This window comes from Rickettsia endosymbiont of Orchestes rusci, from assembly GCF_964030945.1.
Lineage (GTDB): Bacteria > Pseudomonadota > Alphaproteobacteria > Rickettsiales > Rickettsiaceae > Rickettsia.
This window is the reverse complement of record NZ_CAXIQG010000004.1, coordinates 866,473-882,120: the sequence shown is the minus strand read 5'-3', so window position 1 is coordinate 882,120 and position 15,648 is coordinate 866,473. Positions and strand designations below refer to the sequence as shown.

Genomic DNA, 15,648 nt, shown 5'->3' with positions numbered 1-15,648 from the left:
TTAATAATATATTTACTAATAATTTATTTCAGAAATCGTTATGGAATTTAATCGCAAAAATGCAATTATCAGTTTTTTAAAAGAACGTGAAAATCAAAAATTCACTCCTTATGATATAGCTAAATGGCTCGTAGCAAACTATCCCGAAGAAGCTAGGAGAAAAGCAAATACAAGTAAAAATAAGCAAATAGTGAAAGCCAAAACTCAAAAAGAAAAAATTAAAGAAGTTACAAAGGCTTACGCAGGTGAAATTAGTAGAGGTAGGTTTGATGAGTGGATATCAGTACCTAATATCAAGACAGAATCAGAACCTCAAGTAATGTTATATTATACTCGAAATCCTAGCTACCAAATTGATAATCAACGAGTAACAAATTCAAAAGATGAAGTAAGCAAAGAAGAGGATATAACAGAAGAAGAAGCCTATAAATTACTAAAATCATATCTTGATGAATTAGGTATCTATAGTATGCAAATTAAACATAATTTTTCCTCAAATAAACAAGGAGCCGGAGGAAATATATGGTTACATCCTGATTGGGTAGGGATGGAAGTTCTTAATAAAAAATGGAGTAAACTGATCAAAGATTGTGCTAAATATCATGGAGGGAAGCAAGCAAGGCTTTGGTCTTTTGAAGTAAAAAAGAAAATAAGCCGTAGTAACGTAAGAGAGTTTTTCTTTCAAGCTTTATCAAATTCTTCATGGGCACATTACGGCTATTTGGTTGCTCCTATTCTAGATAACCCTGGAGATGATACTAGGCATGAACTCGAAATGTTATGCACTAGGCACGGAATAGGTTTTATTTTAATAAATACGATATTTCCTGAAGATAGTAAAATATTAATTCCTGCTAGAGAAAGATTTGATATAGATTGGAATATGGCTAATAGGCTAGCAGGTGAAAATAAGGATTTTGAAAATTATCTCAATAAGGTTGATATGTTTTGTATGAAACCAGAAAAAAACGTGCTAGAAAATACCTGGTCTAATATTAATAAACTTAAAGAAAATATAATAAATAATAAAAAGAAAAAATAACTACTAGCTTTTTCTATTTACTTTTCAACTTCGGACAGTTGTGAAATAAATTCAGGATGACTTTTTAGGATTTTTCTGAATTCCTGCTTTCGCAGGAATGACATAAGGGGCAGTAGGAATTACATACTGCTCCGGTAAATATTTTACTAATATATAAGCCGGAATAAAGCAAAAGGCTGCTACTGTAAAAAAGCACGGCCAGCCTAGATAAGTAGCACTAAGCCCGGATATGCCGCCTAAAATTATAGGGGTAATAGAAGCGATAGAAGTTAATATTGCAATTTGCGTTATACAATATTTTTGAGTGCAGCATTTTAATTGATAAGAAAAAAATGGAGCAAGTGTTAAACCCATAGTAAATTGTTGAAGAAAAACTACTATATATAATGCTATAAGATCCTTAGCGTAATAATAAAGAAATAAAAAAGATAGAGCGGATAAAGCATGACAAACTAATACTTTTCTAAATATCAATCGATAATCATATTTGCGGCACAAATATCCTCCTAAGAACCCCCCGAAAGTAGCAGCGCATAAGCCTAAAGCTTTATAGCCGAATGCGAGTTCTGTTTTTGAATAACCGATATCTAAATAAAACATGTTAGGCATAACGGAAAGAAAGCTGTCCTGTAGGCGATAGAGCAACATAAAACTAACGATCAAAAGCCATTTAGGTTTTTTGATAAAATCGTAAAAAGCAGACAAAAATTTAGATTGATTTCGGAGAGTATTAACATGATTAACATTGAAAGGATAAAATATTATTAAGAATAATGGCGGTAAACATGAAATTGCCATAATTCGATAAATACTTTCCCAAGAGATTATAGTCGATAAATATAAGGCACCGGAGCCGGCAACTAATATACCGATTCTAAACCCTGTTGTACAAGCGGCTTCGCTTAAACCCCAGTTTTCACTACTAACAAGTAATATTTGAGACGAATGAACAAGTGTTTGATAAATAGAAGAAAAAAATCCTAAAATTATTAAGGACAGAGCAAATAATACAAAATTATTATCAGGTTTGAAAAATGTTAAGGCGTATAAACATATGATACAACCAAGCAATGAAAGGATTAAACAGTATTTATATCCTTGAGACTGAGGATTTGAAAAACTTATTTTCTCAAGTAACGGACCCCATAAAAATTTAAATATATGAAGGACATTTACTAAACTAAAAAGTCCGATAGTTATTTTACTGAATCCCGATTCTCGGAGCCAAAATGATAGTGTAGAGCCGCTAAGTAGAAAAAATAATCCGGAAGGAAAGATTATTATTAAGATAAATAAAATACTAAAAGCAGGTTTTAGTTTTAAAAAAATAGAATTTATGAATTTAACCCTCTTTGTTGTTTATTATATGGTGTTTTCGTAGGTTAAGTTTTCGATGTCATTTTCTCGCTTCTTATGTCATTCCCGCGAAGGTGGGAATCTAGACTTTTCTTTGTCATGCTGAACAAGTTTTGCGCATCTCTTGTAGTAGATCCTGAAATAAATTCAGGACGACTTATTATAATTATTTTCTGGATTCCCGCCTGCGCGGGAATGACATCGAAAATTCGAGCCATGCAACAACGCCTGAAAACGGGAAAGTATTGTTGCGTGGATACGAGTATCGTCATTGCGAGCCGCTGTAAGCGGCGCGGCAATCCGGAAAATAATAAATTTCATAGCATTTTTTGCTATTTTTTTTCTAGATTGCCACGTCGGCATAAATGCCTCCTCGCAATGACGATGCTTTTTGCAATGAATTTGATCCACGCAACAACACCTTCTCGCAAGCACAAAACTATCCTTATGATGCTTTGCTACTTTTGTTACTATTATTAAAAGTTCTTTTGCGAGGATTGTCAAAAGCAGCTGCTCCCCTTGGCGAGTTATTCCTTGCTTGGTTATTCCTTGGATTACTTCTTGAGTTATTATCCTCTCTTCTATTGTTAGTATTAAACGGTTTTCTGCGGCTATTTTTCCCCATAAGTTCACTACGTGCCGTAGATTCCCCTTGATTTATCAAACGATCAATTGCTTTCCATTTCATGGTATCGTCAGGAGAGATAAATGATAACGCATTACCCGTTGCCCCGGCTCTACCGGTTCTACCTATTCTATGTAAATAATCCTCCGGACACATCGGTAAATCATAGTTAATAACGTGCTGGGTATGAGGTATATCAAGCCCGCGAGCCGCAACGTCCGTTGCTACCATTATTCTATGACGTGACTGGCGAAACGATAAAATTACTCGTTCACGTTGGCGTTGGCTTAAATCTCCGTGAATCGCTTCCGCTTTATGATTTTCAGATTTTAACATCTTTGCAAGCTGATCTGCCGAACGTTTTGTTTTAACAAAAATAATTATTGAACCGTTACGAGTGTCTAGCTGTTTTGTAAGTTCACTAAATTTTTCTCTATCTGATATCTTTAAAGATTCTTGTTTTATTTCCGGAGCTGCCTTATTAGCTGAGCCTACGGTAATACGAATAGGATTATTTAAATATTTTTGAGATAAACTAATAATGTGTTTCGGCATAGTGGCAGAAAACATTAATACTTGCCTTTTTTCAGGAAGGTATTTATTAATTTCTTCTAGCTGTTCTTTCATCCCCATATCAAGCATTCTGTCCATTTCATCAAGTACTACTATACCGATATTACTTAGTTTTAAGGTTCCACGAGTTAAGTGGTCGATAATTCTTCCCGGCGTTCCGATAACTATTTTAGGGTTATTTTTTAGCTGCATAAATTGCGGAGGCATAGGCTCACCGCCGATTAAAACTGCGCTACTCATTTTTAATTGCGTCGTTACGCTTTTTAAAGCATTGCATATTTGACTTGCAAGTTCTCTTGTCGGGACAAGCACCAAAGCAGTAGATTTAGTATTGATAAAAGAATTGATAATAGGTAGTAAATAAGCAAGGGTTTTCCCTGAACCTGTTTGACTGGAAGCAAGAATATCCGCTCCTTCCATAGCAAGCGGTATTGCTTGTTTTTGAATTTCGGTCGGGATAGTAATATTTATTTTTTCGAGTGATGTAATTAGTTCATCAGGTAAATTAAAATTTTTCATTATATATAAATCCAATATTAGTTTTGTTATTTATAGTCAATTTCTTCGGACTTTAAGACAACATTATCTTATTATCCGATTTTTTTAGAATCGACTATATGATTAAGTTAGAATATGCACATTATACTGCCCATCTTTCAAAAATTATTTTTTTATTTTATCAGATGAGTTACGCGTTCACGTATTATTTGTACGTTCCGCTCACTCATTCAGCAAAATTAAAATCTAATTCTTGAAATATAAGTAGTATATTAAATTATTATAATAAAATAGCTTCTATCTAGGTACATCGTCATTCAGAAAGCTTCAGACAAGATAAATTTAAAGACGAGCTAAGCTACCGTACTAGAGTAGGTGAACACGGGCGAATGTCGAAAATTTGCTTGTATCAAGCGATCGAGATGGTGCTGTACATTGCCGTTGCTTGCTTATTTTTATAAGTTTGACTTAAGGCAACTAGTACTAAATCAAGTTACTTTTATCATAACTTCAAAAAGACCTATATAATCTGTGAGAATAAGCTACATAATTTATTTAATAATGTACTGCTCGCCTTGCAAGAATTGTTTTTTCATTTTATCGGAGATTCGCGTCCTCACCTATTAAATATAGGCTGCGGGCGTTCACTCTTCAAAATAAAGTCCAATTCTTGAAATACTTTACGTACACTTAAATAAGCTTAAGTTTTCAGCTTCAGAGCATAGTAAAAACTTATTCTTGAAAACTAAATTGGTATATTATGTATAAAAACAAAATATTTTTATCTTGATGAAAATGACAAGGCTATCCAAAACTTAAGGTTTTATTAACGCTAGTTTTGGATAACTGCTTTTGGTATTTAAGTATGTTTATATTGTTTTTAAATTAACAGCGGAAACTTTCCCTTTGTTATCTTCGAGATCATAACTCACACTTTGTCCTTCATTAAGATTACGAATCCCTGCCTCTTCAACAGCCGAGATATGGACGAACACATCTTTACTACCGTCATCCGGTTGAATGAACCCATAACCTTTTGTTGAATTAAACCATTTAACTTTACCTGTAGACATAAAAACCTTTATTAAGATAGAAATTGCTTAGCTGAATTTAACTTTAAAACTTTAAGCGAGATTAGTCCTACTATCAATTGATAACCGGATTTCATACCGTTAAAGATATATTGCACAAACTCATTATGCAATAACTACCTCATATTGCGCTACTTGTCAATAATATGCAAAAGAAAGTTTTACTTTCAGACGTTAATTTATCATATTATTACTATTTTGTCACTATTAAAGTTAAATTTATAAAAGTACTTGCATTTTTATATTTTTTTTATTAGTCTGTCACCTTGAATTAAATACGGTATACTATATAGAGTATACTGTATATCGTCTTGCCCGCGTGATGGAATGGTAGACATAACGGACTTAAAATCCGTGGGGTGCAAACCCTTGCCGGTTCAAGTCCGGCCGCGGGTACCATTCCTCGATTTTGTATATATAATTAAAAGATTAGCTATAATTTGGTTTAATATAACTAATAATATGACGCTACTTTTAACTGCTTCTCTTATTATGCGAACCTAATTAATTATTCTTACATTAATTATATTTATTTATATGTTTATTCAAACTGAAAATACTCCCAATCCAAATGCAATAAAATTTTTCCCCGGATTACGGGTTAGTCCCGATCAACCGATATTTTTTAGTGATTTGCTTGAGGTAAAAGGCAAAAGTAAATTAGCCGAATTATTATTTAGTATCGCTAATGTGAAATCGGTATTTTTCGGCAGCGATTTTATTACTATTACTAAGCAAGATGAAGGTAATTGGCAGGTTTTAAAACCTGAAATTTTAATGATTATTATGGATCATTTTGTTGCCGGTTTTCCGGTATTTGAGGAATCAAATTTACCTACAGATCACGCTGATAAATATAATACCGAAAATCTTTCCGAAATTGAAAAACAAATTATAGAAATTATTGAAACGAGAGTTCGTCCGTCGGTTGCCATGGACGGCGGTGATATAGTTTATAAAGGATTTGAAAACGGTATAGTGAAATTAGAACTTCACGGATCATGTGCCGGTTGTCCGAGTTCTTCTATTACTTTAAAAAACGGTATCGAATCAATGCTAAAGCATTTTGTTCCGGAAGTCGAAGCAGTTGAGGCCGTGGAGGAGGATTAATATAAGGTGATTTTTCATGTAGCATTTTGCTCATATAGAGTCTTTTTTAATTTAGCTAAAGGTGTAGATAGGTATTATGCTTATTCATTTTCTTCGTATGTTTTCTACAAATCTAGTCTCGAGCTGTTTGCCTGATTTGATACAACCATAAAAGAGCCTTGTAGATTTGTTCTCGAATAGCCTTGACACTATAAGCTTCTAACACTGTGTTATCAAAAATAATACGATTTTTTTCTTTAAGTTCATTAGGTAAATCTTTTGTAGGTTTTTCTATTAATAGCTTAAATGCCTTAAGGATTTTAGACTTCTGGCTTGCTTTCAAGTTTTTAGGGTTAAGCATGTGCATTTTTTCCGAAACTTTGGTTGCGTTAATATCTAAAGCACCTAAACCCCTTCCAAAACCTATAGATTCAAGTAAAAACATACCAACCACAGAGTTTAGAAGTGCATGACATAAATCGACATCTTTATTAGATGGTAGAGTTGTAAGTCTTATTAATCGCTGATTTACAAAAGATTTTTCTGTTAACTTGTGAAAGCAGAGCTTTTTATCTGGGTTCATTGATATAACTATGTCAGCAAGAGTATCTGCTCGCATTTCATACCAATGTAGATTATGGCGACCTTGTGACAAAACCTCTGGTAAGGGTTTACCAGTATTGTTAACTTGACTTGCAAATCTTTTAATCCAATTCAAAGCACCTGTTTTTTTATTAGCTTCTAAGTATTCGATAGATTGAGAACAGCAAAATGCTTTATCATCGTCATTAACAACAAGCCTTCCTTCAAGGTTTCTTGAGCTTTTTAAAACGGGCTTAATAAATTCGGCCTCTATATTATGATTAGTTTCTGGATAAAATAAGGCATCCCAACCCCTTCTTTCTCCTCTATTAACAATAAATAGAGTGTTAACAGGAGTTAAAGCTTCCTTTAATTTATCCAACCATAAAGTATCGGTAAATAATGCATTCCAGCCTAACCCAAGTTTCTCAAGCATACTAAGAGCATCAAGAGAATACTTTTTAACTTCTAGGAGTCCCGCTACTGGCTTTGCTCGTAATGTGCTGGCAACCATTTCATTAATTACAGTTTTATCCCACTTATTAATAGGCTTAAGAGTAGTTATAAATGGAATTTCAACCTGTGGCCTAGAAGAATTTGATTTCGCCTCTAATACAATAACTGTTGTGATTACTTCAGTATTGGTAAACCATCTGCCATTGCCAGATATAACAACTCTTAATAAATTGAAATTTTCGAGTAAAGCTTTTTTAAAAATATTTCCCCAGGATACGCTTTGCCAAGAGTTTGAGGTGATTAAACCAATTCGTCCATTTTCCTCCACAATATTTTTTAATTTGAGTGTTATATAAGCGTATAGGTCGGCCTTTCTATCAATATTAACATTGTAGTTTTTGTATATGTATTCTCTTGTCGCATTGATGTTTGGGTTAAGCTTTACAACATCTTCAAACCTTACAAAAGGTAAATTAGACGTTACAGCGTGCATTTTAGGAAGCTCTCGAACTACTAAATCACCAGAATAAGGGGCGGTGAATTCAATTAACTCGCCTGTTGATAAAAGTAGAGCATCTTTTTTGAAAGATTGAATAATTTCTCCCATCCCATTTGGGTCTGAAAGTGCGATTGAACAAAGTTGCAAAGGTACAGCAAATTTATCACTAGCCCATGTGGTTGCAAGTGCATCTTTTACGGAAAGTTCTTTGTTTATTTTGAGGTTGTAAATAGATTTTGCGATAGTTCCTGTTCCACAACATACATCTATTATGTTTTTTGTCCTATCATTAATCGTAATGGCGACAAGGTAATCAGCTAAAGGTACAGGAGTGGAAAATTGCCCAGCTAATTTTTTTCTGGAGTAGGATAAAGCTGTATCAATTATGTTGTGAAAGCTCTTTTGATTAATTGATTTAAAGTTAAAATCTATTAAAAGCTGATTTAACTCCAATAGTGCTTGCCATAGGCTGCTGTTCACGCTTCTCTGCCCAAGTATGGGTTTGAAAACATTCATAAAATCACACTTTGAGGTAATTTCTTCAAAAATATAGTTAGCTTTTTCTACAGAACAACTTGAATCAATTTTCTCTACTAAATTTGCGTTTTCATTGAATAGCTTCAAATAATGAGCGAATAAAAACCTATTAATCCAGTTAACGATATTAAGGTGTGCAACAGCCTGATACTTGTGTAGAGGTTTTAATCCTTCTTTATTTTCTTCAAACCAAATGTCTATTTCTAACTCAAATTCTGCATCTTTCTGACAAGTGTTCTTTATTAGTTCTAATTGAGAGTTATTAAACTTTAATAAAAAATCTGCGTATATTTGTTCATTAATTGCTACTTCTGGAGGGGTTGGTAAAATTTCACCGTTCTCTAAGAAGTTATTTAAATCATCAGCAATTTTGATTAAAAGACCTTTCCATTCTTCAGTGTTTGAAACAACGTCCTGTCTTACTTTTATTTTTGGTAAGCTCCAGTTCTTTAAAGGTAAAAAGCTATCACCATTAGAAACATATAGGACAGCTTCTTTTACATTCCATAACAAAAAACTATTAAGCTTAAGACGATTTGCCTTAATTGTGGCGTTAGATATTAATTCGTTATCAGTAATGCTTGTATCGGGCATTTTAAGTTCCCAGCCTTGTAGCACTGAAGAACCGTTTTTATCTCCGAAAAGCAAAACGTCTGGAAACATGCTTTTCTTGCCAATCGAAAGTGTATGCTCACCTCCAGCTCTCTTTATAGGTCTATTAACTTTAGATGAAAGAATATTAATTTCTGATATAACATCAATTGCCCAAGCTCTTTCATTGTAATTCAAGTTATTTTGCATCTTTAACTCTATCTGTAGAGCTTAATGTTAATATTCTCCCCGATGTTATTTAACCTTTCATTGGCTACCTCGATGTAATCAATAGCATCTTTTTTAAAGAGATGAACATCTTCGTTCTTCTCGATACCACAGAAAAATCTGCCTTCCAACACAGCGCTAATCAAAAAACTACCACTTCCAAAGGAGTTATCAAGTACGATGTCGCTTGGATTAGTATAGGTTCTTACTAAATACCTAGCTAATTCTATAGGTTTTTGAGTGGGATGCCAAACTTTACCTTCACTTTCTGCTGTTTTGAAGTACACAACATCAGTAGGGTATCTCTCTCCACTGCTTTTAATATGCTGCGGTTTAAAGTTACCATAGCTTCCAGACAATTGATCTTTTCTGATTCCTTTGTCGTAAGGCATTCCTAGTTTCATTTGTGGGTTATAAATAGGCTGTTTTCTATAAAAAATACACACATCTTCATGTTTTCTTAATGGTTGTTTTTTTGCATTAAGAAAATTAGTCGGTTTTGATTTTTCCCAAGAAAGTTTATATTTGAAAAACTTTTCATTAGATAGAATTAGCTTGGCGGTAAAAATTCCTTGTGATGTTAAAACTATTGCTCCATTTGGTTTTACTACTCGATTATATTCAAACCACAGCTTATCAAGATCGATTACGCTATCCCATTTATTGTGAGTTGTGCCATAAGGCAAATCACACAAAACCATATCAATAGAATTATTAGGAAACCTTTTTAATACTTCTAAGCAATCACCCTCAAAAATTGAGTTTTCTATATCTTTTCTTGATAGGTTATAACTATGACCTGTATTTGACATATATCTACTGGTTGCTAATTTTAATCCTTTTTTCTTTGCAAAGTGCTTTGCTTGCTCTTTGGTATCAAAAAAAATATCGAGTTGTTTATAGTGTTCGCCATTTTTCTCAAGGAGTACATAACTTGGCATTCTTTTTGAGTTATAGATATCTATTGTATAAACTGGAAGACTCATTATTAACTCCTATTAATTACTAAATTTGATTTGATAATTGTCATCACAGCTGCCAAAATTCTTAAGCAAACATTGATTGGTGAATTCTTACTTCTCGTTCTTGCTGTGGGATTTGAAAAAACGGTTTTGACTGATGGTTGACAAGAAGCATTAGGTTGATTTATTTTCAACACCATCTTCCATACTTTCATATCCAGAATTATTAGTATAATAGTACTGATTTAAAATAAGCAAGTTATCCTAAATTATGTTAGTATTAAAAGCTAATCCCTCTTCTTTCTTAAAAAAGCCGGTATATCGTGGATATCCGATTCCGGTTTAGTCTCTTGATCATCGGTTGAGGTAACTACAATATTCTTAGACCGTTCCTGTGTTTGGGAATTTGGGGTTTTTAAAGAGTTCCACATTCTGCCGAATAGTGAAGGTTTTGGGCGGTCTTCTAGCGGTTTATTTGCAGTGTTTACCGGCAAGATTTGTGAGCTTTCACTTAAATTTTGATTTAAAGAATCGATTATTTCTGCTTCTTCGGTATTATAGTGGTTAAAGTCAGGTATTTCCTCTATCTCTATCGATGGTGAAATATTTTCAGCCGCTTTATCTCCTTGAGTCCGGGAAACAGATTCTGCTGTAAAAGATTTATGAGTTATTATTTTATCGGCATCAATGCCGGTTGCCACAACCGACACTCTAATAAGTCCGCTTAACTCCGGATTAAAGGTCGAGCCGAAAATAATATTTGCTTCCAGATTATCAACTTCCTCCCTAATTCTATTAGCTGCGTTATCAACCTCAAATAAAGTCATATCCGTGCCGCCCGTAATATTAATTAATACTCCTTTCGCACCGCACATTGAACTGTGATCAAGTAAAGGATTTGAGATTGCCGCTTCTGCCGCTTTAACTGCTCTATCCTCGCCGCTTGCTTCTCCTGTTCCCATCATTGCTTTGCCCATTTCACTCATTATGGCTCTAATATCGGCAAAATCAAGATTGATCAGTCCCGGCATGATCATTAAATCGGTAACGCCTCGTACGCCGGCATGCAATACGTCATCCGCCATTTTGAAAGCGTCGGAAAATGTCGTTTGCTCATTGGCAATACGGAATAAATTTTGATTAGGTATAACAATTAAAGTATCGACAAATTGCTGTAATTCTTGAATTCCTTGTTCGGCGGTTCTCATTCGATGCCCCCCTTCAAAATGAAAAGGTTTGGTGACTATACCGACGGTAAGTATTCCTAGTTCCTTAGCAATTCTGGCTACTACGGGAGAAGCACCGGTACCGGTCCCCCCTCCCATGCCTGCTGTTATAAAAACCATATTACAGCCTTCTAAACGTCTTCTAATTTCTTCTTCCGATTCTTCTGCCGCCAAAGCGCCGACCGTAGGAGAAGCACCCGCACCGAGACCGCGAGTAGTAGAGACTCCTAGCTGAATTTTATCATCGCATAAAGAGTGTTCTAGGGATTGAGCATCAGTATTAGCTACTACAAAAATTGCGCCTTGTAGCTTATCGTTGATCATATTATTTACTGCATTGCTGCCGGCGCCGCCTACGCCGAAAACCGTAATAACCGGTTTAAGTACTATATTTTCCGGTGCCTTAATGCTTAGAGTCATAATTATTTTATCCAATGAATATTTACTATTTGCGCTAATTATAATAAAGATTTAGAAATTTCCATAGCCTTTTGTAAAAATATTTTTTTCAAGGTCAGTTAATATTCCCCTTAAAGATCGGTACACCGTTATCATTGCATGCTCTAATTAAAGCTTTGTCTTTAGTTGCCATAACTAGTCCCGTGTGCATTGCAGTTAATAAATAAGTTGCATCATATGAAGTAAGATTGTTGCTTCTTGCAGCTTGTGTAATTTCATGTATGGAAAAATTAAAATTCGATATGTCAATAGGTAGAGAATTTAAAAATTCTAAAATTCTAACTGTATCGGCTGTATTAATTCTATTACGTTTCTCAGCTATAAGTATTGCATTACTTACTTCAAGTTTCCATAGAGGGGGTACTATGGCTCTAAATTTATTACAATAATCTAATGTAAACTCTGAATATTTATTACGTTCATCATAAAAGAACCATGAGACGGTTATGGAGCAATCTGCTACAAATGACTTAGAATTCACCATTTTCTACCTTCGTTAATTAGCTCTTTAATAGTATAAGGAGCCAATGTTTTGCCTTTGCTGAACTCTCTTATTTGCTCTACTATATTTTCTATTTTAGGTCTTTCTTCTGCTATAGGTATAAGCTTAGCAACCGGTGTGTTATGTTTGCAGATGGTAATTTGTTCGCCGTCTTGTACACGTTGTATAAGATTAGAAAAATGAGTTTTTGCTTCAAATAAATTAATTTGATTAGGTAGATGTTGTTTCATAAATTTAATCCTATAAATATAAACTAGTCTCATACCAGTCTATATTTATCTCTTAATATTGTCAACCATATTTTCGGCTACTACTATTTTATCAAACTCCTCTTCCGATAATAAATTTAATTCTAGTGCCGCTTGTTTTAATGTTATCCCTTGCTTATAAGCTTCTTTAGCAATTTTTGCTGCATTATCATAACCGATATGAGGATTAAGAGCGGTCACCAGCATAAGGGATTGCTCACGTAAATTATTAATCCGTTCTATGTTAGGCTCAAGTCCCTTTATACAATGCGAGACAAAGCTATTGACGCTATCTGCTAATAATTCGATAGATTGCAAGATATTATATATTATAACCGGTTTGAAAACATTAAGTTCAAGATGACCGTTTGAGCCGGCAATCGTTACGGTTACGTGATTACCCATTACTTGGCAGCACACCATTGTTAAAGCTTCGACTTGTGTTGGGTTAACTTTACCTGGCATGATAGAGGAACCGGGTTCATTTTCCGGTAGATGTAGCTCACCGAAGCCGCATCTTGGACCGGAGCCGAGCAGTCTTATATCATTGGCTATTTTCATTAAGCTCACTGCTATAGTATTAAGTGTACCGGAAAATTCTACTAACGCATCATGAGCAGCTAGTGCTTCAAATTTGTTAGGAGCGGTTTTAAAAGGATATTTAGTATATTCGGCTACTTTCTCGGCAAATTTTATATCAAATCCTTCGCGAGAGTTAATACCCGTGCCGACGGCCGTCCCGCCTTGTGCAAGCAAATAAACTTTTTTAAGCGCGTCTTCTATTCGCTCTAATGCATAAGCGATTTGAGTAATATAGCCGGAAAATTCTTGCTTTAAGGTTATAGGAGTAGCATCTTGTAGGTGGGTGCGTCCTATTTTAATTATGTTTTGCCAATTTTGTGATTTATCTTGCAAATTAGTTAGTAAATTTGTAAGCGCCGGGATTAACTGCTCTTTCGTTGCAAGCACGGTTGCTATATGCATAGCGGTTGGGAAAGAATCATTTGACGATTGCCCTTTATTGACGTGGTCGTTAGGATGTACAGGGGATTTGCCGCCTTTCTTGCCGGTTAATTCTTCGTTAGCAATAGCGGCGATTACCTCGTTCATATTCATATTTGTTTGCGTACCTGATCCCGTTTGCCATACTAGTAACGGAAAATTATCGCTAAATTCACCGTTTAAAATTCTATCTACGGCTTTATCTATTGCTTTTGCTATGTTAGGTTCAAGTTCACCGAATTCTTGATTGACCGTTGCAGCACATTTTTTTAAAATTGCTAAGGAATGAATTAAAATCAAGGGCATTTTCTGCTTGCCTATCTTAAAATTTTCTAAAGATCTTTGAGTTTGCGCCCCCCAATAAAATTGATCGTCTATTTTAACTTCACCGAATGAATCTGTTTCCGTTCTATAATTTTTCATATGTAATGTATAATTTAATTTTCTCGTGAAAATGATCGCTTATTACTTCTAACCCTAGTTCCTTACATAATTTTGCAAAACTATAATATAATTTATCCTTTAAGGAAGAAGTTGCTAAGTTATTAGAAATAAAAGCTAAAGTGTTATCTAGCATAATATCATGGTTAAAATTATAAAATTTCTGCCATTGGTGGATGTCTGGGGCGGTAGATAAATCATTGCTCGGATAGGCTACATTTTCAATTATTGCCTTACCTCGATAGATATCAAACGTTACTTCATTAATTAAATTTTTGTTTTTTAAATTATTAATTATATCATCAAGAAATTTACCTAGTATTGCCTTGGAGAGTATTGTGTTAGTAATTTCTTTTTCTTTTAACTCTTTTATAAACTTATCTAACTGCTTCTCAAAATTTTCAATAATTTTTTTATTTCGTTCTATATTTTTTAGCATGACGCGCTCTTATTTAATTTATTATAAAAAGTTATAGCGTCATTCAGAAAGCTTGATACAAGCGAATTTCTCAGAACTCGTCTGTGCTCACGTACCTTTGACTGCTTGCGCAGACTCGTCTTTAAATTCATCTTGTCTAAAGCTTTCTGAATTTAGCTGTATGAGTTTGTTCAAAGCTGTATTTTACACCCAATTATAATATAATACTTAAATAAGCTATTTAAGTATTATATTATAGTAGACTACTCTTTCCCTGTTAAGTAAATAAAAAATGAATAAAACATAATATTTAATTTACTTAGGATGTTTTGTATATAACAAATGAAAAATTATAGAAGCGGCATTGGATACGTTAAGGCTTTCTACCTTATTGGAAATAGGTATTTTTACTAGATGGTCGCATGTTTCTCTAACTAACCTTCTCATTCCTTTGTCTTCCGAGCCGAGTACGACGACGATTTTATCCGAAAATAAATTATCGTTAAAAGAATTACTTCCTGCTGAGTCAAGCCCGATAATCCAGAAACCTTGTTTTTTAAGATATTCCATAGACATACGTAAATTAGTAACTTTTATAACTTGTACTAGCTCCAAAGTACCTGAAGCCGCTTTAGCAATCGTCGCGTTTTCATCCGGAGCGTTATCTGCCGGTAATATTACGGTATTAATTTCAAAGGCGGCTGCGCTACGAATAATTGCGCCGATATTTTGAGGGTCGGTTACCTGATCAAGAATTGCAATTCTACAATTCGGATTATTGACGTCGATATCTTCGATATTATTAGAAAAAATAGTCTTAACTTTAGCTACTATTCCTTGATGAATATGACTCAGTTCTAAAAGTTTAGATAAAAAATCGTTAGTAATAATTTTATAAGGGTAGGGGCTTATTAATTCCTTGTTAGCATTAAAAATATCAGAGGTACAAAAGATGCTTTCAATTTGACGTTTTGGATTTCTAAGAGCTGAATATACAGGGTGTTTGCCGTAAAGATAATAAAAATTTTTAGAGTTATGCCCTTTATTTCGCATGTTATTAAAAACCTAGAGTAATTTGTTCTTGACACAAACTACTATTTATTATAGAAACTTACAACTAAATAAACGTGCTAGCTGCTGTTTGTTTATTTGATGATTCGGCAAAAGATTTTATTAAATCCTATACTAATTTCTATTGTACTTTACAGTGAATTAGTCTATTT

The 15,648-nt window shown here is 34.0% G+C and carries 14 protein-coding genes, 1 tRNA gene and 3 pseudogenes; 3 read left to right on the top strand and 15 right to left on the bottom strand.

The window, feature by feature from the left end; translation table 11 throughout:
- The first annotated feature begins 40 nt into the window (after positions 1–40).
- Positions 41–1,042, top strand: a complete 1,002-nt coding sequence (locus AAHM91_RS08720) for a hypothetical protein (RefSeq protein WP_342270524.1) — start codon at positions 41–43, stop codon at positions 1,040–1,042.
- Positions 1,043–1,093: 51 nt separating this feature from the next.
- Here AAHM91_RS08720 and AAHM91_RS08715 read toward each other — a convergent pair whose 3' ends face one another.
- The 5 genes from AAHM91_RS08715 to AAHM91_RS08695 all read right to left on the bottom strand — a co-directional run bounded on the left by AAHM91_RS08715 (position 1,094) and on the right by AAHM91_RS08695 (position 5,167).
- On the bottom strand, positions 1,094–2,380 hold the full coding sequence (locus AAHM91_RS08715) for an MFS transporter (protein ID WP_342270759.1): 1,287 nt from the start codon (positions 2,378–2,380) through the stop codon (positions 1,094–1,096).
- 44 nt (positions 2,381–2,424) lie between these two features.
- Positions 2,425–2,616, bottom strand: a complete 192-nt coding sequence (locus tag AAHM91_RS08710) for a hypothetical protein (protein WP_342270523.1) — start codon at positions 2,614–2,616, stop codon at positions 2,425–2,427.
- On the bottom strand, positions 2,546–2,809 hold the full coding sequence (locus tag AAHM91_RS08705; protein WP_342270522.1) for a hypothetical protein: 264 nt from the start codon (positions 2,807–2,809) through the stop codon (positions 2,546–2,548). The genes AAHM91_RS08710 and AAHM91_RS08705 overlap by 71 nt, the downstream gene beginning before the upstream one ends.
- Positions 2,810–2,843: 34 nt before the next feature.
- Positions 2,844–4,115, bottom strand: coding sequence for a DEAD/DEAH box helicase (locus tag AAHM91_RS08700; protein ID WP_253308033.1), 1,272 nt, complete (start codon positions 4,113–4,115; stop codon positions 2,844–2,846).
- 848 nt (positions 4,116–4,963) lie between these two features.
- Entirely contained in the window at positions 4,964–5,167 is a 204-nt protein-coding gene (locus tag AAHM91_RS08695) for a cold-shock protein (protein ID WP_253308032.1), read from the bottom strand.
- Positions 5,168–5,498: 331 nt separating this feature from the next.
- On the opposite strand from AAHM91_RS08695, the gene AAHM91_RS08690 reads away from it, so the two are divergent.
- Together AAHM91_RS08690 and AAHM91_RS08685 are read left to right on the top strand one after the other, a co-directional pair.
- Positions 5,499–5,584 (top strand) — tRNA-Leu (locus tag AAHM91_RS08690).
- A gap of 138 nt (positions 5,585–5,722) precedes the next feature.
- Positions 5,723–6,295, top strand: coding sequence for a NifU family protein (locus AAHM91_RS08685; protein ID WP_342270521.1), 573 nt, complete (start codon positions 5,723–5,725; stop codon positions 6,293–6,295).
- Between the two features lie 112 nt (positions 6,296–6,407).
- Here the strand turns inward: AAHM91_RS08685 and AAHM91_RS08680 are convergent, their stop codons facing one another.
- The 10 genes and pseudogenes from AAHM91_RS08680 to rlmB all read right to left on the bottom strand — a co-directional run bounded on the left by AAHM91_RS08680 (position 6,408) and on the right by rlmB (position 15,478).
- Complete coding sequence (locus AAHM91_RS08680; RefSeq protein ID WP_342270520.1) at positions 6,408–9,149, bottom strand: N-6 DNA methylase; 2,742 nt, start codon at positions 9,147–9,149, stop codon at positions 6,408–6,410.
- Positions 9,150–9,157: 8 nt separating this feature from the next.
- A complete protein-coding gene (locus AAHM91_RS08675) occupies positions 9,158–10,153 on the bottom strand; it encodes a DNA-methyltransferase (RefSeq protein ID WP_342270519.1) in 996 nt (331 codons plus the stop codon).
- A 263-nt stretch (positions 10,154–10,416) separates the two neighbouring features.
- Positions 10,417–10,719 (bottom strand): annotated as a pseudogene (locus AAHM91_RS10980) (cell division protein FtsZ); the annotation flags it as partial.
- A gap of 74 nt (positions 10,720–10,793) precedes the next feature.
- Positions 10,794–11,775 (bottom strand): annotated as a pseudogene (gene ftsZ / locus AAHM91_RS08670) (cell division protein FtsZ); the annotation flags it as partial.
- Between the two features lie 94 nt (positions 11,776–11,869).
- Entirely contained in the window at positions 11,870–12,298 is a 429-nt protein-coding gene (locus AAHM91_RS08665) for a type II toxin-antitoxin system VapC family toxin (RefSeq protein WP_341793657.1), read from the bottom strand.
- A complete protein-coding gene (locus tag AAHM91_RS08660) occupies positions 12,292–12,546 on the bottom strand; it encodes a type II toxin-antitoxin system Phd/YefM family antitoxin (RefSeq protein WP_342270517.1) in 255 nt (84 codons plus the stop codon). Before AAHM91_RS08660 ends, AAHM91_RS08665 begins: the two co-directional genes overlap by 7 nt.
- A gap of 45 nt (positions 12,547–12,591) precedes the next feature.
- Positions 12,592–13,989 (bottom strand): class II fumarate hydratase, encoded by a 1,398-nt coding sequence (gene fumC, locus AAHM91_RS08655; RefSeq protein WP_342270516.1) that lies wholly within the window; start codon positions 13,987–13,989, stop codon positions 12,592–12,594.
- A complete protein-coding gene (locus AAHM91_RS08650) occupies positions 13,976–14,446 on the bottom strand; it encodes a hypothetical protein (RefSeq protein ID WP_253308025.1) in 471 nt (156 codons plus the stop codon). The genes fumC and AAHM91_RS08650 overlap by 14 nt, the downstream gene beginning before the upstream one ends.
- Before the next feature lie 32 nt (positions 14,447–14,478).
- A pseudogene (locus AAHM91_RS10975) lies at positions 14,479–14,620 on the bottom strand (palindromic element RPE3 domain-containing protein); the annotation flags it as partial.
- A gap of 120 nt (positions 14,621–14,740) precedes the next feature.
- Positions 14,741–15,478, bottom strand: coding sequence for a 23S rRNA (guanosine(2251)-2'-O)-methyltransferase RlmB (rlmB, locus tag AAHM91_RS08635; protein ID WP_342270515.1), 738 nt, complete (start codon positions 15,476–15,478; stop codon positions 14,741–14,743).
- Positions 15,479–15,648 lie beyond the last annotated feature (170 nt).